Annotated in this window: 14 protein-coding genes and 2 pseudogenes; 8 read left to right on the forward strand and 8 right to left on the reverse strand. The window is 68.3% G+C overall.

The features are described from left to right. Positions 1 to 63 precede the first annotated feature (63 nt). The 5 genes from OSC30_RS14335 to OSC30_RS14355 form a co-directional block, all read right to left on the reverse strand. A complete protein-coding gene (locus OSC30_RS14335) occupies positions 64 to 2484 on the reverse strand; it encodes a PAS domain-containing protein (RefSeq protein ID WP_267172549.1) in 2421 nt (806 codons plus the stop codon). Next, positions 2481 to 2942, reverse strand: coding sequence for a response regulator (locus tag OSC30_RS14340; protein ID WP_209615147.1), 462 nt, complete (start codon positions 2940 to 2942; stop codon positions 2481 to 2483). The genes OSC30_RS14335 and OSC30_RS14340 overlap by 4 nt, the downstream gene beginning before the upstream one ends. Then, on the reverse strand, positions 2939 to 5170 hold the full coding sequence (locus OSC30_RS14345; protein WP_267172550.1) for an ATP-binding protein: 2232 nt from the start codon (positions 5168 to 5170) through the stop codon (positions 2939 to 2941). The genes OSC30_RS14340 and OSC30_RS14345 overlap by 4 nt, the downstream gene beginning before the upstream one ends. A gap of 1 nt (position 5171) precedes the next feature. Continuing rightward, a complete protein-coding gene (locus OSC30_RS14350) occupies positions 5172 to 5801 on the reverse strand; it encodes a biliverdin-producing heme oxygenase (protein WP_267172551.1) in 630 nt (209 codons plus the stop codon). 164 nt (positions 5802 to 5965) lie between these two features. Beyond that, positions 5966 to 8176: a histidine kinase dimerization/phosphoacceptor domain -containing protein gene (locus OSC30_RS14355; protein ID WP_267172552.1), complete on the reverse strand. Its 2211-nt coding sequence runs from the start codon at positions 8174 to 8176 to the stop codon at positions 5966 to 5968. Positions 8177 to 8435: 259 nt separating this feature from the next. On the opposite strand from OSC30_RS14355, the gene OSC30_RS14360 reads away from it, so the two are divergent. Then, positions 8436 to 9257: a Crp/Fnr family transcriptional regulator gene (locus OSC30_RS14360; protein ID WP_267172553.1), complete on the forward strand. Its 822-nt coding sequence runs from the start codon at positions 8436 to 8438 to the stop codon at positions 9255 to 9257. Positions 9258 to 9696: 439 nt separating this feature from the next. After that, positions 9697 to 9903 (forward strand): hypothetical protein, encoded by a 207-nt coding sequence (locus tag OSC30_RS14365; RefSeq protein ID WP_267172554.1) that lies wholly within the window; start codon positions 9697 to 9699, stop codon positions 9901 to 9903. Here OSC30_RS14365 and OSC30_RS14370 read toward each other — a convergent pair. From OSC30_RS14370 to OSC30_RS14380, 3 genes are all read right to left on the reverse strand, one after another. Continuing rightward, a complete protein-coding gene (locus OSC30_RS14370; RefSeq protein WP_267172555.1) occupies positions 9881 to 11083 on the reverse strand; it encodes a cation:proton antiporter in 1203 nt (400 codons plus the stop codon). The genes OSC30_RS14365 and OSC30_RS14370 overlap by 23 nt on opposite strands. A gap of 72 nt (positions 11084 to 11155) precedes the next feature. After that, the gene (gene nhaD / locus OSC30_RS14375; RefSeq protein ID WP_267172556.1) at positions 11156 to 12532 is read right to left on the reverse strand and encodes a sodium:proton antiporter NhaD; all 1377 of its coding nucleotides are present in this window, start codon (positions 12530 to 12532) and stop codon (positions 11156 to 11158) included. A 58-nt stretch (positions 12533 to 12590) separates the two neighbouring features. Further along, positions 12591 to 14036 (reverse strand): MFS transporter, encoded by a 1446-nt coding sequence (locus OSC30_RS14380; RefSeq protein WP_267172557.1) that lies wholly within the window; start codon positions 14034 to 14036, stop codon positions 12591 to 12593. 195 nt (positions 14037 to 14231) lie between these two features. On the opposite strand from OSC30_RS14380, the gene rnk reads away from it, so the two are divergent. The 6 genes and pseudogenes from rnk (at position 14232) to OSC30_RS14410 (ending at position 20237) form a co-directional block, all read left to right on the forward strand. Then, positions 14232 to 14639, forward strand: a complete 408-nt coding sequence (gene rnk / locus OSC30_RS14385) for a nucleoside diphosphate kinase regulator (protein WP_267172558.1) — start codon at positions 14232 to 14234, stop codon at positions 14637 to 14639. A gap of 119 nt (positions 14640 to 14758) precedes the next feature. Further along, positions 14759 to 17137: an NAD-dependent DNA ligase LigA gene (gene ligA / locus OSC30_RS14390; protein ID WP_267172559.1), complete on the forward strand. Its 2379-nt coding sequence runs from the start codon at positions 14759 to 14761 to the stop codon at positions 17135 to 17137. A 155-nt stretch (positions 17138 to 17292) separates the two neighbouring features. Continuing rightward, a pseudogene (locus OSC30_RS14395) lies at positions 17293 to 17592 on the forward strand (endonuclease domain-containing protein); the annotation flags it as partial. Positions 17593 to 17748: 156 nt separating this feature from the next. Next, positions 17749 to 18687: pseudogene (gene epmA / locus OSC30_RS14400) on the forward strand (EF-P lysine aminoacylase EpmA); the annotation flags it as partial. A gap of 61 nt (positions 18688 to 18748) precedes the next feature. Next, positions 18749 to 18913, forward strand: a complete 165-nt coding sequence (locus OSC30_RS14405) for a LiaI-LiaF-like domain-containing protein (RefSeq protein WP_267172560.1) — start codon at positions 18749 to 18751, stop codon at positions 18911 to 18913. 22 nt (positions 18914 to 18935) lie between these two features. Then, positions 18936 to 20237 (forward strand): MFS transporter, encoded by a 1302-nt coding sequence (locus OSC30_RS14410; protein WP_267172561.1) that lies wholly within the window; start codon positions 18936 to 18938, stop codon positions 20235 to 20237. The last annotated feature ends 46 nt before the right edge of the window (positions 20238 to 20283 follow it).

Genomic DNA, 20283 nt, shown 5'->3' on the forward strand with positions numbered 1-20283 from the left:
CGGCCAGAGCCGCCGCGCGCCTGGCGAGGCTTCGAGCCAGCCCCGGGCCGGCTGCCTCATCGCCTATTGCAAAGAGGCCGTACGCCCTTCGAGCACGTCGCGGACCTTGCTTGCAAGGCCCGCGTAGGTAAACGGCTTGGGGATGATGGTGATGCCAGCCTCCAGTCGGCCGCCACTGGCTATCGCATCACGCGTGTAGCCCGAGGTGAACAGGATCTGCAGTCCCGGATGCATCTGTCGGGCGCGATCGGCCAGTTCGCGACCGGACATGCCGGGCATGACCACGTCGGTGAACAGCAACTGCACCGGCCCCTCCTGGCGCTCCAGCAGGCGCAGGGCCGATGCGCCGTCGTGGGCCTCAAGTACCCGGTAGCCCAGGCCGCGGAGGCACTCGACGGTGTAGGCACGCACGTCGTCGTCGTCTTCGGCGACCAGCACGGTCTCCTCGCGGAGACTGCCCTGCAGTTCGCCCCGGCAGGGGGCTTCTGCCTCGTGCGCGGCTTCACGCGCGAGGCGGGGAAGGTAGAGCTTTACGCAGGTCCCTTTTCCGGGCTCCGACTCGATCTGCACGTGGCCGCCGGATTGCTTGATGAAGCCATAGACCATCGACAGCCCCAGCCCCGTGCCACGCCCCACTTCCTTGGTGGTGAAGAACGGTTCGAATACGCGCGCCCGGGTTTCCTCGGTCATGCCACAGCCGGTATCGGTGACGCAGACCACCGCGTAGCGACCCGGTGCAGCCTCGCCGTCGTTCGCGACGCAGGAGGCATCCAGGTACGCATTGGAGGTTTCGATCACCATGCGGCCACCGGAGGCAAGCGCATCGCGCGCGTTGACGACCAGGTTGAGGATGGCCGCCTCGAGCTGGTTCGGGTCGGCCTCGACCGGCCACAGTCCCGGCCCGGTGGACACCTCCAGCTCGATGGTTTCCCCGAGCGAGCGGCGCAGCAGCTCGCACATGCCCAGGACCAGCTTGTTAAGGTCCAGCGGTCGCGGTTGCAGCGGCTGGCGACGGGAGAAGGCGAGCAGGCGTTGGGTGAGCGCAGCAGCGCGCTCGGCCCCCCGTTGGGCATTCTCCAGGGCGGCCGCGACCCGGGGCTCGAGCTGGCCGGCGCGTTCGGCCCTGGACCTGGCCATGTCGATGTTGCCGCCGATGACAGTCAGAAGATTGTTGAAGTCGTGGGCGATCCCGCCGGTGAGCTGCCCGACTGCCTCCATCTTCTGCGACTGGCGCAACGCCTCCTCGGCCTGGCGGCGAGCGGTCGTTTCCACGGCCTCGGGCACGATGGCGACCAGCTTGTCGTCGGCGTCGCGCAGGGGACGCATCGAGTAATCGAATGAGCGCTCGCCGGTCGGCAGCAGGAGCGTCAGCTCCTGGCGCACGGTTTCGCCTGCCGCGGCGCGCTCCACCATCGCGCGGGCAATCCCGGGCGCCCCAGGGGTCCCGGAAAACCAGGGCGTCTCCCAGAACACGCGGCCGACGACCTCCTCGCGCGTGCACAGGATGGATTCGAGCGACGTCGTATTGGCATCGAGCAGCCGGCCCTCGGGGGAGACCAGGCCATGGTGCTGCAGGCTGGTCTCGAACATCGCACGCAGCCGCGCCTGGCTCTGCAGCAACGCACGGGTACGCTCGCGCACCTGGCTTTCGAGTGTTTCGTTGAGATCCCGGAGCGCGGCCTCGGCCATCTTGCGCTTGCTGACGTCCATGCCCAGCGCGTAGTACCCCGTGACCCTGCCGTCGGCATCGCGCTCGGGGACATAGTCGACCTGCACCTGCCGCAACGAGGCGTTGCGGTAGGGGACCGACGTTTCGAAACTCTGCCATTCACCTGCCAGCACCCGCTCGATGGCCGGACGCACCCGCTGGTAGGTGGCCTCGCCGCTCACCTCGCTCACGTGACGGCCGACGATGTCCGGCAGTGCAAGCCCGAACCAGTCTTCGTACGCCCGGTTTGCGAAGCGGTAGTGCTGGCCGGTATCGACGTAGGCGATCAGCACGGGCAGGGCATCGGCAATCTGGCGCAGCCGGTTCCTGCTCTGGTGCAGCTCCGCTTCGGTCGCACGCAAGGCCAGGCGCTTGCGCGCCTCGGCGATCGCGCGGCGCACCGCCTCGGGCAGCCGGTGCAGGCGCTGCTTCACCACATAGTCGGTCGCGCCCCGCTTCAACGCCTGCACGGCCAGCTCCTCGGTGAGCGTGCCGGAGACGAAGATGAACGGGATTTCCGGCGCACGCTGCTGGGCCAGCGTCAACGCCGTATCGCCGTCGAACTGGGGCAGCACGTGGTCGGCGAGGATGACATCGGGGCGATCGCCGAGTGCCTGCAGGAATTGCTCGCGAGTCCACACCCTTTCCAGGGAAAACTGCAGGCCCGCCGCGCCAAGCTGGTTGGCGACCAGCTCCGCATCCAGCGCACTGTCTTCCAGCAGCAGGATGCGGATGCAGGACGCGGGGTCCAGGCTCTGGGCTTGCGATGTCGTCATTCCGCTCGGTTCCTCTTGCCACGGTGCGGTGGCGGCTCGTTGGTGATGCCCCAGAACATGCCCAGCCCCTGGATGGCTTCGAAGAATTCGCGGAAGTCCACCGGCTTGACCACGAAGGCGTTGACGCCCAGCTCGTAGCTGCGGATCAGGTCCTGCTCCTCGCGCGAGGAGGTGAGCATGACGATCGGCGTACTGCGCAGGTGCTCGTCACGGCGGATCTCTTCCAGCACTTCCAGGCCATTGAGCTTGGGCATCTTGATGTCCATCAGCATCACGACCGGGCCGGGGTCCTCGCGACCGGCGAACTTGCCTTCGCTGCGAAGGAAGTCGAGCGCCTCGGCACCGTCGCGCATGAGGATCACCTCGTTGCAGAGCTTGCACCGCTTGAGCGCAGCCAGGGTGAGCTCCGCATCCTTGGGGTTGTCCTCTACCAGCAGTATCGGCCTCAATTCCTTCATGGCTGCACACCCGATGTATCTGGAAGCGTGAAATAGACGCTGGCGCCCTTGCCGACCTCGCCCTCGGCCCAGGTGCGTCCCCCGTGCCGCTCGATGATCCGTCGCACGTTGGCCAATCCGATCCCGGTTCCTTCGAACTCCTCCACGTGGTGCAGCCGCTGGAACACCCCGAACAGCTTGTGCACGTAACGCATGTCGAAACCGCAACCGTTGTCGCGAACGCAAAAAACGTACTCGTGGTGTTGCGCCTGGCCACTGACCTGGATGACCGCCTTCTCCACGTCGCGGGTGAACTTGATCGCATTGGACAGCAGATTCTGGAACACCAGCCGCAGCATCATCGGGTCGGCCTCGACCGTCGGAAGGGTGCCGATCTTCCATTCGATGTCGCGCCCGACGGTGTCCACTTCGAGCAGCCTGCGCACTTCCTCCAGGAGGTGGTGCATGTTCACCTTGACCTTGCCAAGTGTGGTCCGTCCCATCTGCGAGAAGCTGAGCAGGTTGTCCACCAGGACGCCGGCGGAGTTGGCCGACTCGATGATGGTGGCCACGAAACGCTTTTCCTGGTCGCCGAGCTTTTCGCCCGCCGACTGCAGCAGCAGCTCCGAATAGCCCACGATGTGGCGGAACGGGGCGCGCAGATCGTGGCTCACCGAATAGGAGAAGGCCTCGAGCTCCTTGTTGCTGCGGACCAGCTGCTCATTGAGGTCGGCCATTTCCTCGGCCTTGCGAAGCACGATGTCCACGATCGCCGTCCGCAGCTCCAGGGCACCCTCCACGTCGGCCTGCGTCCAGGGCAGGGAGCGCAACCGTACGGTCTCCTTCCAGGCCTCGAATGAGGTGCGAGGACTGAGACGCGCGGGATCGGCCTGCTTGCGCGGGTCGCCGCCCCATTGGACGGTGTGGACGATCTCCGGACGAAACCAGAGCACATAGCTCGCGTGCATCTGGGAAATCGACACGGCGAGCAGGCCGCTGGCGGTGTCCTTGCACCCCAGGGCGGCGGGCCACTCGGTGGCCAGGCTGTCGCTGTGGAACGTGTCGTCCCGCCGGGTGGACTCGAGCCAGTTCACCAGCTCCATCACCGCTTGTTCGCCGGGCGCGCGGCCCAGCAGGACGCAGCGGCCCAGGTGGACGATCGCCGCGCCCTCGGACTGGGTGAGCGAGAGCAGTTGCCCTGGCTCGCGGGCGAGCCCCTTGAGGAAGTCGTCTTCCGCGGCCATCAGCGCCAGCAGGCGTGCCTGGATGGCGCGCCGGGCCACGCGCTGCTCCACTTCCGCCGCATGTTCCTTGGCGGCGACCTGCAACGCCAGCACCTGGCCGAGAAGATCGCAGGCGGTGCGAACGTTGTAGGGCACCCGGCACGGGGCGCGGTTGTGGCATGAAACCAGCCCCCACAACCGGCCCTCGCGCAGGAGCGAGATGGACATGGAAGTCCCGGTGCCCATGTTGCGCATGTACTGCAGGTGCACCGGGGAGACGCTGCGCAGCAGTGCCTGCCCCAGGTCGGTCGGCTGTCCGGTGAGGGGGTTGATGGCCGGCTCGATCGGCACCGGGGTGTAGTCACAGTTCGCGATCAGGCGCAAGCGGCTGGTGCGGTACAACTCGCGCGCCTGGGCAGGGATGTCCGACGCGGGGAAACGCAGGTCGAGGTAGGAAGGCAACGCCTCGTTGCGCGACTCTGCGATGACGGTACCGTTCCATCCGGTATCGAAGCGGTAGATGAGCACGCGGTCCAGGCCGGTGATCCGGCGCAGCTGACGCGCCGCCAGGTCGCACAGAGCGGCGGTATCGGGTGCCCGTTCGAGGTCGGCCATGAACTCGCGGATGAGCGGGTAGAGGTCTTCGAGCGACCCCAGTTCGTCGGGCCTGGCTTCCTCCAGTTCGAGCAGGATCATGCCCTGCGCGCGATGGGCGGTTGCATGATGCGCCACCCCCTTCAGCGAGACGATGCCGAGATGGACCGTTCCGCGATCGGGCGCGACCAGGACCGACGATGCCAACCCGGCGAGCGCGCCTCCCAGCACGCGCTCGAGCCTTTGCCCGCGTGGGCAATCGAAGTCCTGCAGCAGTGGCGTGCCGGGGATGGCGCTTTGCACGATGGTGCCGCCTTCGGGTTCCACCACGAGCAACAGGCCGGCTGGCTGGATGGAGCCCGGGATATGGATCTGTTCGCGCGCGCACGCGTCCAGATCGAGCGGGGCGGTTGTACTGTTCGCAGCAATCATTTCAGGATTCGTGGCAGGCATGTTTCAGGCTGCGCTCCATGCAGGCGAAGGCTTGGCGTGCACCTTCGGCCATGCATGCGAGAGCGTCTTGTCCTCGTCCGTACGTCTCGATGCTCGAGCAGACGGCCCTCCACCGCACGCCGCTGTCGGGCATGGGCTGGAAGAAGCGACGTCCGTCCAGGCGTGGACCGAAGAGGGAATCCAGCGCCCGGTGGATCACCCTCGATCCGAGCACCGAGCCTTCCACGACCCACACCCAGCCCACGGCCTCGGGTCGCGTGCCCGGCCGCGCCTGGGCGAAGTGCGCCGGGAGTAAGCCACTCAGTGCGTAAAGATCCGCGGCGAGCAAGGCCAGGGGAGCCTGGGCGGGGGCGTGGACGCCCAATCCGTCAAGTTCCCGATAGCCAATCTCAAGATTAAGCGAAGCCGACGTGTGGAAAGCGTGATAGGCCCTCAGCAGCCGAACGAGGTCCATCGTTCCCGCCTTGCCGGCCAGGACCGGCAAGAAGATCGGAAGGGCCTCCAGGCGAGCATGCACTTCCGCGGTCTTATCCCGCAGGTAAGCGCGGATGGCGCCTTCCGGGCGCAACGGCTCTGGCGGCTCGGGCGGCGCCGGCTCGGACATGGGCATTGGCTGATCTCTCTGCTGGGTCGAAGAACGACTGCCGAACGCGCGGATCCGGACGGCGACGTCACCTGCGGCGGATTCGTCAATGGGACCGGCGCCACGGAATGTTACCGGCCGCCATCGAGCCGATGAAGAGTGCCCGGGCAGCAAGAGAGTCGGCCATGGCACTACGCGGTCGTCTTTCCGGGCGCATCGGAGCAATCGCGGTTGGCGCCTGGCCCGAGGGGAACCGTGATGGTCACCGTGGTGCCGTCGGTGCCTGTCACGGTCTGCGCGTCGCCGCCAAGCTGCGCGGTGAAGATCCGGATGAGTTTCGAGCCAAGCCCTCCACCCTGGACCCTTCCGTGCATGCCCAGCCCCTGATCCCGAACACGGACCCGCAGCCCGTAGTCCGTGCGGTCGGCTCGAACCTCGACCGGACCCGGTGCGCCGGCGTAGGCGTACTTGGCTGCATTGGTCAGCAGCTCGGTGACCAGCAGGGCGAGCGTGACGGCAGTCTGGCTGGGAATGGCCGCGTCCGTCGCTTCCACCGCAACGCGGCCGGACCAGCCATCGCCCCAGGACGACATGAGGTCCGCGCAGAGCTCTTTCAGGTAGGGCCCGAGCTGGACGCTCTGCGCATCGCTGGATCGCCACAGGTGACGATGCACGGCGCTCACGGCCATCAGGCGGTTGACGGCGCCCTCGAACTGGGTGCGTACGTCACGGTCGGGTGTCTGGCGTGCCTGCAACTGCAGCATCGAATTGACGATCTGCAGGCTGTTCTGCACCCGGTGATGCACCTCCTGCATCAGCACGTGTTTCTGGGCGACCAGGGACTGCTGTTCGGCCAGCGTCTCGCGCAGGCGCTGGTCGAGGTTCCGCACGGCCTGTTGCTGGAACAGGGCGGCCAGCGAACACCCCAACTGTCGCGCGGCACCGACTTCGGCCCGGGTCCAGGGGCGGGTCGTCTGGTGGATGGTCTGTTCCCAGGTGGCGAAGGAGGTCTGCAGAGCCGGCAGGGGCGGCGGGTCTGCGCCGGCGCAGGCATCGGCAGGATGGCCCGCCCATGTCACGCGGGTGACTTGTCCGCTGCGGAACCACAGCAGCATGTCCGGACCGTTCGCGTCGACGAAGGTGGCCAATACGCCGGCCGCCTCCCTCGCACAGGGCCGGGCCGCGCCCAGGTGACCCGCCAGGTGGTGGGTGGCGAATACCTCGTGGTTGGACGACTGCTTCAGCCAATCGGCGAGGGCCGCGGTTTCCACCGTGCCGGGGGTGTGCCCGTACAGTTCGATGCGTCCCTGAGACACGCGCGCGACGCCGTCGCACGGAACCATGGTCGCGAGTCGGCCCAGCTCCAGTTCCAGTGCGCGGCCGCCTTCGAGCATTTCGCGCAAGTCGTCCAGCCAGGCTCTGCGGAGATGGCGCAGGCGGGCGCTCTGGCGCTGGTGGCGGGCCTCCTCGCGGTCCTGGATCCGATGTGCGAACACCCGCGCCAGATGCCGGCAGGCTTCGCGCACCTCGTAGGCCACGTGCCGCGGCTCGCGGTGGTGGCAGGCGACCAGGCCCCAGAGCTCGTTGCCCACCACGATCGACAGGGTCATCGCGGAAGCCACGCCCATGCTCTTGAGGCTCTCCAGCTGGAGCGGCGAAACGCTGCGCAGGGAACAGTCGCTCATGTCGAGCGTCGCGGCATCCCGCCGCCCGGAGGACCGCAGTGGCGCAGGGATGTAGTGGGCGTCGGGAACGACGGTGAAGCGATTGCGCAGGAAGGGCTTGCGCGCCTGGCCTGGAAAACCCGAGCCCGGAAAACGATGGTCGAGCAGGGAGGGCAGGGTGTCGGACCGGGCTTCTCCGACGACCTCGCCCGCGTCGCCTTCCAGAAAGCGGTAGACGAGGACGCGATCGAAGCCGGCAAGCCGGCGCACCTCGGCTGCCATGGTCCCGAACAGGTCATCGTGCTCGCCAGGCCGATCGAGCGAGGCCATGGCCCGCGACAGCCGCGCCATGCTGGCGGCGGCCTCCGCGTTGGCCGCCACCGCCGGCTCGAACTCGATGATGGTGCCCTGCCGGCCCGGATGTGCCGTGATGTCCCACGCACCGCCCCCCGGTGGCTGCGGATGCCACTTGGCCACGAAGCCGTGCTGCGGCGAGTCGAGACGATCCATCAGCTGCGCCAGTTCGCGGCCCTGGCGGTCGACCAGCGTGCCGATGGGCTGCCCCAGCAGCGCCTCGGGGGGTACGCCGATGGCCCGGCACGTGTCCCCGGCAAGGTGGGTAACGACGCCCAGGCCGTCGAACGACAGCAAGGCGCCGTGCGGCTGGATGGCGGCGGGAAAACGGCTCGAATCCCGTTCGCCCGGGCTGTGATGGTGCATCTGGGGGGAAAAACCCATGGGCTCGGCCTGTGGGACCGCCTGGCGTCTGCGGCGTGGGGTGTGGACGTACGCTTCCGCCTGGTGCTCTGGACGACGGGCGTGGCGTGGAAGTGCCGCCCGACTGTAGGGGAGGACCCCCGCAAAGTATGTTCAATTGTGGACATTGACCTGACGCGACGCTCACACCGAAACCACGCGCGGCGCCTTGAGATAGCGTCACAAACCCGTGGCTGCGGCGTCCCCGACGCGTGCAGGGCCACGGCCATCAGGGGCTTCTATGGCTAGCCAGTACGAGCGCGCGCAGTCACCCGGCGAATTGAGCGAGGCCGCGCCACCGAACAATCTTCTGCGCGCGCTGCACCAGGACGACCTGGTCGCGCTGCAGCCCCACCTCGAATCCCAGCGGATGGAGGTGGGCCGTGTGCTCTACGAACCCGGCGACCCGGTACGCCACGTCTACTTCCCCTGCGGTCCCGCGCTGGTTTCGTTCATGGTGCTGCTGGAAGACGGTCGTGGCATCGAGACGGCGCTCGTGGGGAGGGAGGGCGCGGTCGGCGGCATTGTCAGCCAGGGGCGGCTGCCGTCGTATTCGCGTACCGTCGTGCAGTTCCCCGGTCCGGTGTTGCGGATAGGTGCTGCGGAGCTGGAACAGGCCAAGATGCGGTCGCCCAGCCTGCGCAATCTGTTCGCCCGCTACGCCGACTGCCTGATGGCCCAGGTGTTCCAGTCCGTGGCCTGCAATGCGGCGCACTCCATCGAGCAGCGGACCGCCAAGTGGCTGATCGCCGCCCTGGATCGCACGGGCGACCACGACGTGCCGCTCACCCAGGAGCAACTCGCTTCCATGCTCGGTGTCGGGCGCAGCTACATCAGCCGCGTGATCAAGCAGTTGAAGGCCCGCGGCATCCTGGAGACCCGCCGCGGCGGCGTGCGCGTGACCCAGGCGGGAGGACTGGAGAGCATTGCCTGTGGCTGCAACCGGGCCGTGCGCTCGCACTTCGACGACGTATTGCGGGGCGTTTATCCGGTGGAAGAAGAGAGCGCCGCGATCAAGGTCAGGGCCGGTGACCTGCAGCCAGGGTCGCGCATGCCCGGTTGAGGGTAAGTGCACTCCCGTCGCGCAACCGGGATGCCCTTCGGCGATGCCGGGTCTTTGTCGTCGGCGGGCGAGCAACCTGCCGCAAGCTGCGTGTACTTTCCAGGTCCCGGGCGTGACGCAGCGAACCGCGAAGTTTTCCACCTCGCGGGCCTGCGGCAACCGCCCGCTGATTGCCGTGCGGCCCGGCGTGCCCGCGTGCGCGGTCTGGACGACGCCTGGGTGAGCGGAAGTCGCGGTGGAGCGGGGCTGATCTGTGCGCTCACACCAGAATCAGACTTTCCCTACGGCGGCCGACTCGCTGGCCGCTCATACTTCGAGCGGATGCCGACCAGGCGTCAGGGGGTCCCGGACACGCTGTCCGGCCGTAGCCGCGAACCGTCTCCTGTCATGAATGCGGCGTAGCATGGGCGTTCCCGCGGGTCGCCCGGTGTCATTGACCATGGCCATCGACGAGAAGCTCCAGGAAAGATTGGCCCAGGCACACCGTCTTTTGGCTCTGGAGATCGAGCATCGCGAACGGGTGCGGGCGGAATGCCTGGACGATTCGGATGCGGAGAAGGCGGTTCGCCTGCGTCAGGCCTGCATCGAGCGCATCCAGCGGGTGCTGGCCCGCCACCACTCGATCATCCGCCTGCGGGCGGGTTGACCGTCCCGCCGGCCGGATAGCGCTTCAGCATCCAGGCCAGCACCGGTGGCGTGACCATCGCAGTGAGCAGCGACATGGCCACGATGATCGCGTAGATGCGGTCGCTGAAAACGCCGGCGGCCAGCCCGAGGCTGGCTACCACCACGCCCACCTCGCCGCGTGGCACCATGCCGAAGCCGACGATGGCGGCGGCGTTGCGTCCCAGCGCCAGCGAACCGAGCCAGCCTCCGGCGAACTTCGAGACGATGGCGATCACGGTGACGATGGCCAGCGTCCATGCCGCTTCGGGGCTGGCCAGCTGGGCCAGGTCGATCTTGCTGCCGGTGATCACGAAAAAGAACGGCGTGAGCAGGGCCAGCAGCGGCTGGGTCTGTGTTTCCAGCGTGTGCTGCTGGCGCGTTTCCGAGGCGATCATGCCGGCAAGGAAGGCGCCGATGATCGCCGCCAGGCCCAGCAGGGTCGAGAGCCACGCCAGGCCCAGGCAGATCGCCAGCACGATCGCCAGCGGCGAGTGGGCGCTGTGCGGTTTTTCCAGCCAGCCGGAGTTCCAGCGCATCACCCGCGCTCCGCCCAGGCCGACCAGCACGATGAAGCCGATCGCGCTGCCCAGCACCGCGAGCAGCTTGAAGGGCTCGAAGCCCTGGCCCTCCTGCAGCGACACCACCACGCCCAGCAAGAGCATGGCCAGGATGTCGTCGATCACCGCGGCGCCCAGGATCACCTTGCTTTCCACCCGCTGCAGCGCACCCAGCTCCTGCAGCACGCGCGCGGTGATGCCCGCGGATGTAGCCACGAACGCGGCGGCGATGAACAAGGCGTTGCTCCACGCAAACCCGCTGCCGTGCGCCCATGCCCCGCCCATGGCGAAAGGAATCAGCACGCCCAGCACGCCGACCAGGAAGGCCACCTTGCCGACCTTCTTCAGGTCCTCCAGCCGTGTCTCCAGGCCCACCGAGAACAACAACAGGACCACGCCGATCTCCGCCAGCACGTCCAGTGGCGTGCCGGGCAGGGTCTGGTCGGGACTGATCCAGCCGAGCAGGGAAGGGCCGATCACGCAGCCGGCGGCGATCTCGCCCACCACTCCCGGAAGCTTCAATCGCTGGGCGATCTCGGCGCCGACCTGCGCGGCGACGAAGACCAGGAACAGGGTGAGCAGGATCTCGCTGGCGTGGTGCATGGGTTTCCTTCGGGTGTTCGGGCGCGGCCGGCCGGTAGCGGTGTGGTCGCCCCGGGGCGCTACCGTAAAAGGTTACGTGCCGTGGAGGGCCAGGTGCAGGGCAATGCTCGCCGCATAGCCCAGGGCGATCGCCCAGCTCCAGCGCAGGTGGCACATGAAGGTGTAGCGTCCGCCCGAGGCCCCCATCAGCGCCACGCCCGCGGCCGATCCGACCGAGAGAAGGCTGCCGCCCACGCCGGCGGTGAGCGTGATCAGCAACCACTGCGCCTGGTCCATTGGCGGGTTCATCTGCAGCACCGCGTACATGATCGGGATGTTGTCGATCACTGCCGAGAGCACGCCCATGGCGGTATTGGCCCAGGTCGCGCCGAGTGCGCCGTAGAGCGTGTGCGAGGCCAGTTCGAGATAGCCCAGCGCGGCCAGCCCGCCGACGCAACCGAACACGCCGTAGAAGAACAGCAGCGTGTCCCATTCGGCGTTGGCGATGATGCGGAAGATCGAATAGGGCTCCTCCTCGGCGCCTTGCGCCAGCGCATAACGTCGCTGGCTGCGGTCGATGCGCGAGGCCAGCAGGTTGAGCAGCGCCAGTCCGGTCAGCATGCCGTAGGCCGCCGGCATGCCCAGCCACTGCTTGCCAAGCACCGTGATCGCGATGGTCAGCGCGAAGGTCAGGCAGATGCCGATGCCGCCGGGTTTGACGGGTACGCGTCCGGGCAGGGACTCGGGCTGCCCCTTGGGCAGGGCGAAATGCATCGCGACGGCCGGCACCAGCCAGTTGACCAGTGCGGAGGGGAACAGGCGGAAGAAATCGAAGAACTCGGCCTTGTGCGCCTGCCACACCATCAGCGTGGTGATGTCGCCGAACGCGCTCCAGGCGCCGCCGGCGTTGGCCGCGACCACCAGGTTGATCAGCGAGAGCGTGGCGAAGCGCGCCTGTCCGCCGCCCACGGCCAGCACCACAGCCGACATCACCAGCGCGGTGGTGAGATTGTCCAGCACGGGCGAGAGGAAGAAGGCGAGGGTGCCGGTGATCCAGAACAGCGCGCGGTAGCCCAGCCGGCGCCGGGTCAGCTGGGCGCGCAGCGCCTCGAACACGTTGCGCTCGCCCATTGCGGTGACGTAGGTCATCGCCACCACCAGGAAGAAAAAGATCTCCGCGTACTCGAGGAACATCGCCTGGAAGGCGTCCCGCGCGGCGGCTGAGCCACCGTCGGTGCGGGTTTCCCATGCAATAAGGCCCCAGATCAGCGCCGCGGCGAGCATCACCGGCTTGGACTTGGCGATCTGGATGCGCTCCTCGAGTACCACCGCCACGTAGGCGAGTACGAACAACGCCAGCGCCAGCCAGCCGGCAGGATGGCCGGTCAGGTGGAAGTTCGGGCTGGTTTCGGCTGCGAGGGCCGAGGCGGGGAAACCTCCGGCCGCGAGGAGGAGCAAGATCGAACGCATGGGTCGTTTCCTGGGAACGCCCGCCAAGCCTAGCAGGCGCGCACGTGCCGGCCGCACCTCATGCGGGCAGCTCCCGGCGCGCCGGACGGTCGGCCCCGAGCCGGCTGAACACGCGGCTGGCCGATGCGGTGACCACCGCCAGGATCAGCACCGTCCAGCGGAATGCGGCCACGTAGTCCGAGTGCGCGTGCCCCTGCAGCAGCGATTCCATCAGCAGCGTGGCCAGCGCGATGCCGAAGCTCATGGACAGGTACTGCGCAGTGGAGGCCATCGACGAGGCCATCGAGGCATGCCTGATGTCCAGGTCGTGGTAGATGAGCGTGTTCATCGCGGTGTACTGCAGGCCGCCGAAACCGCCGTAGAGGAACACCATCAGCGCGATCAGCCACGCGGGCGTGTCCCTCCCGAAGGTGGCGAACGAGGCCAGCAGCATGGCCACGATCAGCGTGTTGCCGATCAGCAGGCGGCGATAGCCCAACCGTGCCAGCGCGCGATTGACCAGCCACTTGGCGCTGATCGAGCCCAGCGCCTGCGGCACCATCATCATGCCGGCCATCAGTGCCGACCAGCCGCAGCCGACCTGCAGGAACAGCACCAGCAGCAGGAACATGCCCGAGATGCCCAGCCGGGTGAACAGGTTGCCCGCCAGCGCCACCCACACGCTGCGCACTTTGAGCAGCGAGAGATCGGCGACCGGGAACGCGGTCCGCCGGCTGTGCCAGACGTAGATCACGCCGATCAGCAGCGCCAGCGCGGTGCACTCGCCGATGTGGCCCCACGCCACGTGTTCGGCACCGACCAGTTCCGATGCGGTCAGCAGCAACGCGGAAGCCGCGCCGAACAGCAGGAACCCGGCCAGGTCGAAGCGATTGGCATGGTGCAGGCGGTAGTCGGGCATGTCCTGCCGGTTCATCCACAGCCCGGCGATGCCCACCGGCACGTTGATCAGGAAGATCAGCCGCCAGGAGGTGAACTCCACCAGCGCGCCGCCCATCAATGGGCCCAGCACCGAACCGAGCAGGCCAAATGTGGCCACCGTGCTCATCACCGCCACGAACTCCCGCTTGTCGATGCTGCGCACCAGCACGTAGCGACCCACCGGCATCAGCGCCGCGCCACCGACGCCCTGCAGCACGCGCGCGGCGACCAGTTGGGGCAGCGTCTGTGCGATGCCGCAGAACAGCGAACCCAGCCCGAAGACGGCGATCGCCGCGCCGAACACCCGCCGCGTGCCGAAGCGGTCGCACAGCCACGGGCTGGCCGGAATCAGTATCGCCAGGGTCAGCACGTAGCTGGTCAGCGCGCTGCGCATGTCCAGCGGACGCACGTCCAGCGCCGATGCCATGGCGGGCACCGCCGTATTGACGATGGTCGAGTCCAGCGCCTGCATGAAGAACGAGGCCGAGACCAGCCAGATCAGGCCGCGATAACGCTGGCGCAAGGGTTTCGCGCCCTGCGCGCCCGCCTGTAGGGTGGAGGCGGGCGTGACGGCGTCGTTCGGCATGGGGGCGCATGATACGGGTGCCGCTGCCCCGGGTGCGTGCAGGCGAGGGCTCCGGACCCGCGTTTTGGCTTCGATCGCTTGCCTTTTCGCCGGAATGACACCAGATTCATGGGGCCTGCCGTCCCGCGTGGGCGTTGGTCCCGTTGTCGCCCTGCGCCCGCCGGCATGTCCGGCGACTTTTCCATGGAGAACCCAATGAGCCGGCCCGCCATCGTCTTGTCCCGCCTGGATGTGGAACGCATCGAGAACCTGCTCGATCGCCTGCCGGCCAAGGAGGCGCAGCAGCACGCGTCGTTGCGGGCGGAGCTGGAGCGGGCCGAGGTGCGGGAGCCGACCCAGATGCCGGCGGACGTGGTCACCATGAACTCCACGGTGACCTTCGGCGAGGAAGGCACGGGCGACCGCATCACCATCTCGCTGGTGTACCCGGCCGCCGCCGGAAAGCCCGGCGCAGTATCGATCCTGGCACCGGTCGGCAGCGCCCTGCTCGGATTGGCGCGCGGCCAGGAGATCGACTGGCCGATGCCCGGCGGCCAGTCCCGACGCCTTCGCGTGATGGACATCGACTACCAGCCCGAGTCCGCCGGCGACCTGCACCGCTGACCCTCTGCTGGAGCGCTCTGGTGCGCGACCGCCATGGCACCAGGCGTGCCGCGCGGCGTTCCTGCCTTGCACCGGCTTCCCGGGTGCGACGCTAAACTTGCGGTCATGAGGACGCCCGCATGAACCCATCCAACGCATCGCCCCGCGAGCGCGCCGCCGCGCTGTGCGAGCGCATCGAACAGGCCAATCACCGCTACTACGTCCTCGACGACCCGGACATCACCGACGCCGAGTACGACCGCCTGATGCGCGAACTGGAGGCGCTGGAAGAAGCGCATCCGGAACTGGCCAGTCCCGATTCGCCCACGCGCCGCGTCGGCGCCCGCGCGCGCGGCGGCTTTGCCGAAGTCCGCCACGCGCTGCCGATGCTGTCGCTGGGCAACGCTTTCGAGCAGGCGGGCGACACCGAGCGCGAACGTTTCCGCGAGATCGCCGAATTCGAGCGGCGGGTGGAACAGACGCTGGATCGGCGCGAGCCGGCATTTTCGGTCGAACCCAAACTGGACGGCCTGGCGATCAGCCTGCGCTACGAGCAGGGCGTGTTCGTGCAGGGCGCCACCCGCGGCGACGGCGAGACCGGCGAGGACGTCACCGCCAACCTGCGCACGGTGCGGGCGATTCCGCTCAAGTTGCGCGGAAAGGGCTGGCCGCAGGTACTCGAGGTGCGCGGCGAGGTGATCATGCTGCGCAAGGATTTCGAGGCATTCAACGAATACGCCCGCACGCACGGCGAGCGTCCATTGGCCAACCCCCGCAACGGTGCGGCCGGCTCGCTGCGCCAGCTCGATCCGGCGGTTACCGCCAAACGGCGGTTGAGCTTCTTCGCCTACGCGGTCGGCGTGGTCGAGGGCGGCGAGTTGCCGCCCAGCCACTCGCAGACGCTGGCCCGGCTGCGCGAATGGGGGTTTCCGGTGTCGCCCGAGGCCGACCTGGCGCGCGGGTTCGATGGCCTGCTGGCCTACTACAAGCGCATCGGTGCCCGGCGCGACGCGCTGCCGTACGACATCGACGGCGTCGTCTACAAGCTCGACGACTACGCGGGCCAGCGCGAAATGGGCTTCGTATCGCGCGCGCCGCGCTGGGCCATCGCGCACAAGTTCCCGGCGCAGGAACAGAGCACGGTCATCGAGGCCATCGAGATCCAGATCGGCCGCACCGGCGCGGCCACCCCGGTGGCGCGGCTGCAGCCGGTACAGGTGGCCGGCGTCACCGTCACCAACGCGACCCTGCACAACGCCGACCAGATCGCGCGGCTGGGCGTGCGCGTGGGTGACACCGTGATCGTGCGCCGCGCCGGCGACGTGATCCCCGAAGTGGTGCGCGTGCAACTCGAACACCGGCCTGCCGGCACCCAACCCTGGACGATGCCGGCGCAATGCCCGGTGTGCGGCTCGGCGCTGATGCGGGAGGAGGGCGCCGCCGCCTGGCGTTGCAGCGGCGGGCTGGTGTGCCCGGCGCAGCGCAAGGAGGCGTTGATCCACTTCGCCTCGCGCCGCGCCATGGACATCGAGGGCCTGGGCACACGCTTTGTCGATGCGCTGGTCGAGCTGGACATGGTGCGCACGCCCGCCGATCTCTACCGGCTGACCGTGGAGCGCTTTGTGGCGATGAAGCAGGCCATCGACGAACGCGACGGCACCACGCCGGAGACGGTCAAGGCCGGCAAGATCGCCACCCGCTGGGCCGAGAACCTGGTCGCGGGCATCGACGCCAGCCGCCGCACCACGTTGCCGCGCTTCCTGTTCGCACTGGGCATCATGCATATCGGCGAAAGCACCGCGCGCACGCTGGCGACCTGGCTCGGGCGCCTGGACATCGTGCGCAGCATGCCGGCGCCGGTGCTGCGTGTCCTGCCCGACATCGGCGACGAAGTGGCGTCCTCCATCGCCGGCTTCTTCGCGCAGGAGGGCAACCAGTGCGTGGTCGACGAACTGCTGGCGGCCGGCATCACCTTCGCCGACGAGGCTGCGCCGTCCCCGCGCCTGCGCGACCAGCTTGGGCTGGCCGTGCTGCTGGACCATGCCAGGGTGTCCAAGCTCGGGCCGAAGAGCACGCAGCTGCTGGTCCAGCATTTCCCCACGATCGAGCGGCTGCTCGACGCCGGCCCGGCGCACTGGATCACCGCGGGCTTGCCGCAGGCGGCCGCGACCAACCTGGAGGCCTTCCTGTCCGATGATGCCAACCTCGCGCCGCTGCGCGAGGCCGAAGGCGCGATCCAGCGCCTGCTGGGCGCCGTGCCGCAGGCGGCCGCCAGCGCTGCGCCGCTGGAGGGCCAGACCATCGTGCTAACCGGCGCGCTGCCGACGCTCAGCCGTGACGAGGCCAAGCAGCGGCTGGAAGCGCTGGGTGCCAAAGTGGCCGGGTCGGTATCGAAGAAGACCTCGTTCGTGGTAGCCGGCGAGGCGGCCGGTTCCAAGCTGGACAAGGCGCGGGAGCTGGGCGTGCCGGTGTGGGACGAGGCGCAGTTGCTGGCGTTGTTGGCGGAGCAGGGTGGGTGAACAGCAAGAGCCTCCCCCTCTCCCCAACCCTCTCCCCCGGCGGTGCCGGGGGAGAGGGAGTCACAAGCTCACCGCGTCCTGCTCCCTCTCCCCCCGCGCAGCGGAGGGAGAGGGTTGGGGAGAGGGGGAGGCCTTTCGGCCAAGGAGAAGAAGCGATGGATCGCACAAAACAACTACGGAAGAACCAGACCGACGCCGAAGCGAAACTGTGGTCACGTCTGCGCGCCGCCCAGCTAGGCGCCAAGTTCCGCCGCCAGCATCCGGTGGCCGGCTATTACGCCGACTTCTGCTGTGTCGAGCACCACCTGATCGTGGAACTCGATGGCGGCCAGCACGGCGAGCAGCAAGCCTATGACATCCGTCGAACCCACGCGCTTGAAAGGGCAGGCTTCAACGTGCTGCGCTTCTGGAATGACAACGTGCTGCTGCACACCGACGACGTGCTGGAAGTGATCGTCCGCGCCCTGGACGAAAGGCCTCCCCCTCTCCCCAACCCTCTCCCCCGGCGTCGCCGGGGGAGAGGGAGCCAGGCAAGCGCGCCGCGCCCTTTAAGCTCCCTCTCCCCCGGCACTGCCGGGGGAGAGGGTTGGGGAGAGGGGGAGGCCTTTGCTTCTGCGCTCAGGTTGCGCGCCGGCCTTTACCACCTGATCCGCCACTTCTTCGCCAACCGCCACCTGCTTGAGGTCGAAACCCCCATCCTGTCCGCCGCCGGCAACACCGACCCCAACATCGAAAGCTTCACAGCCACGTTCAGCGGCCACGTCGACGCCGGTGCCCGCGAGCGCTGGATGCGCACCTCGCCGGAGTACCCGTTGAAACGCCTGCTCGCCGCCGGCGTGGGCGACTGCTACGAGCTGGGCCGGGTGTTCCGCAACGGCGAGGCGGGCGGGCGACACAATCCCGAGTTCACCATGCTCGAGTGGTACCGGGTCGGTTGGGATCACCATCGCCTTGCGCAGGAGGTGGTCGAACTGGTGCAGGCGGCGCTCGCCCTCGTCGATCGCCGGGCGGACGTGCGGGTGTGCAGTTACCGGGAGCTGTTCCGGGACACGCTGGGGCTGGACCCGCTCGCGGTACCGCTGGAAGCGCTGCAGCACGCCATGGCAAGCGCCAACGTCAACCCGGAAGGACTGACTCGCGACGATTGGCTCGATCTGCTGATCACCCACCGTCTGCAGCCGCACTTTCCGCGCGACCGCATCACCGTGATCCACGACTACCCGGCCAGCCAGTGCGCGCTGGCCCGGATCCGCCAGGACGATCCGCCGGCCGCCGAACGCTTCGAGCTCTACCTCGGCGCCTACGAGCTGGCCAACGGTTATCACGAACTCAATGACGCCGCCGAGCAGCGCAGGCGCTTCGAGCGCGACAACGCCGTGCGCCGGGCCCGCGGCCTGCGCGAGATGCCCATCGACGAACGGCTGCTCGAGGTGCTCGACGAACTGCCGGACTGCGCCGGTGTTGCTCTTGGGGTGGAACGCCTGCTGATGTGCCTGGCCGGCACCGATGCGATCGGCGACGTGCTGGCGTTTCCCTTTGCCGAAGCCTGACGTTGACGGACGGCGCGCCGATGCGCAAAGTGGCCGCTTCCTTCACCCGCCGAGAACACCGATGCGCCCCAGCGTCCCTGGCATCATCCTGATCGTCATCGGCATCCTGTTCCTGCTGCGCAACTTTGGCTTCGACCTGCACCTGAGCGAGCTTTTCGCCACTTGGTGGCCGCTGGTGCTGGTCGCGCTGGGCGTGGGAATGCTGTTCAAGAACAAGCGCATCTGAGCGTTGGCGCACGGCGGAGGCCATGAACGCATCGACGCTTTCCATGGACGCCGACCGCCGGCTGGGCCGCTCGGACGCGCGCACGCTGGCATTGGCGGCCCTGGGCGGGGCGCTGGAGTTCTACGACTTCGTGGTGTTCGTGTTCTTCGCGATCCCGCTCAGCCAATTGTTCTTCCCGCACGACAGCGTGCCCTGGCTGGCACAGGTGAAGGTCTTCGGCATCTTCGCCGCCGGCTACCTGGCGCGGCCGCTGGGCGGCATCGTGATGGCGCACTACGGCGACAAGCTCGGGCGCAAGCGCATGTTCACGCTGAGCGTATTCCTGATGGCCGTGCCGACGCTGGGCATCGGCCTGCTGCCGGTCTACGCGCAGGTCGGCATGTGGGCGCCGCTGCTGCTGTTGCTGCTGCGCGTGGTGCAGGGCATCGCGGTCGGCGGCGAGGTGCCGGGGGCGTGGGTGTTCGTGGCCGAGCACGTACCGCCGCGGCGGGTGGGTTTTGCCTGCGCCAGCCTGACCTCCGGACTCACCGTGGGCATCCTGCTCGGTTCGCTGGTGGCCGCCGAGGTCAACCGCTCGCTGTCGCCCGAGGCCCTGCTCGACTACGGCTGGCGGCTGCCGTTCCTGGTCGGCGGCGTGTTCGGCTTCCTGGCCGTGTGGTTGCGTCGCTGGCTCAGCGAGACGCCGGTATTCGAGGCGATGCATGCGCGGCGCGAGCTGGTGGCCGGGATGCCGCTGGCGCAGGTGGCGGCGCGGCACCGGCCGGCGGTGGTGCTGTCCATGCTGGTGACCTGGATGCTGACCGCGGCGATCGTGGTGCTGATCCTGATGACGCCCTCGCTGGTGCAATCGGTGTTTCATATCGCGCCGGCACGGGCGTTCCTGGGCAACAACGTGGCCTCGTTCGCGCTGGCGGTGGGCTGCCTGTTCTACGGCGGCCTGTCCGACCGGATCGGGCCGGCACGGGCGCTGCTGCTCGGCGCCGCAGGATTGCTGCTGAGCGGGTACGCCCTGTACCTGGACCTGGCCGGCGGCGGCGCGCATTTCATCGCGTTGTACGCGCTGGCCGGCCTCGCCGTGGGCGTGGTCGGCGTGGTGCCGGTGCTGATGGTCCAGGCGTTTCCGCCGGCGGTGCGGTTCTCCGGGCTGTCGGCTTCGTACAACGTGGCCTACGCGTTGTTCGGCGGCCTGACGCCGCCGCTGATCGCACTGCTGGTGAAGCGCTTTGGCGTGCTGGCGCCGGCGCATTACGTCGCCGCGACGGCGGTGCTCGGGATGGCGGTGGCGCTCGTGCTGCTGCGCCGCCAGCCGGCACATGCCGCGTAGGGTGGGCTTCAGCCCACCGCACCAACGGCCGGTGGGCTGAAGCCCA

This window comes from Frateuria hangzhouensis, from assembly GCF_026410505.1.
Taxonomy (GTDB): Bacteria; Pseudomonadota; Gammaproteobacteria; order Xanthomonadales; family Rhodanobacteraceae; genus Frateuria_A; species Frateuria_A hangzhouensis.

Coding starts and splice junctions, on each gene's coding strand:
- OSC30_RS14335 (WP_267172549.1), bottom strand. CDS start 2,484: ATGACGACATCGCAAGCCCAGAGCCTGGACCCCGCGTCCTGCATCCGC.
- OSC30_RS14340 (WP_209615147.1), bottom strand. CDS start 2,942: ATGAAGGAATTGAGGCCGATACTGCTGGTAGAGGACAACCCCAAGGAT.
- OSC30_RS14345 (WP_267172550.1), bottom strand. CDS start 5,170: ATGATTGCTGCGAACAGTACAACCGCCCCGCTCGATCTGGACGCGTGC.
- OSC30_RS14350 (WP_267172551.1), bottom strand. CDS start 5,801: ATGCCCATGTCCGAGCCGGCGCCGCCCGAGCCGCCAGAGCCGTTGCGC.
- OSC30_RS14355 (WP_267172552.1), bottom strand. CDS start 8,176: ATGGGTTTTTCCCCCCAGATGCACCATCACAGCCCGGGCGAACGGGAT.
- OSC30_RS14360 (WP_267172553.1), top strand. CDS start 8,436: ATGGCTAGCCAGTACGAGCGCGCGCAGTCACCCGGCGAATTGAGCGAG.
- OSC30_RS14365 (WP_267172554.1), top strand. CDS start 9,697: ATGGCCATCGACGAGAAGCTCCAGGAAAGATTGGCCCAGGCACACCGT.
- OSC30_RS14370 (WP_267172555.1), bottom strand. CDS start 11,083: ATGCACCACGCCAGCGAGATCCTGCTCACCCTGTTCCTGGTCTTCGTC.
- nhaD (WP_267172556.1), bottom strand. CDS start 12,532: ATGCGTTCGATCTTGCTCCTCCTCGCGGCCGGAGGTTTCCCCGCCTCG.
- OSC30_RS14380 (WP_267172557.1), bottom strand. CDS start 14,036: ATGCCGAACGACGCCGTCACGCCCGCCTCCACCCTACAGGCGGGCGCG.
- rnk (WP_267172558.1), top strand. CDS start 14,232: ATGAGCCGGCCCGCCATCGTCTTGTCCCGCCTGGATGTGGAACGCATC.
- ligA (WP_267172559.1), top strand. CDS start 14,759: ATGAACCCATCCAACGCATCGCCCCGCGAGCGCGCCGCCGCGCTGTGC.
- OSC30_RS14405 (WP_267172560.1), top strand. CDS start 18,749: ATGCGCCCCAGCGTCCCTGGCATCATCCTGATCGTCATCGGCATCCTG.
- OSC30_RS14410 (WP_267172561.1), top strand. CDS start 18,936: ATGAACGCATCGACGCTTTCCATGGACGCCGACCGCCGGCTGGGCCGC.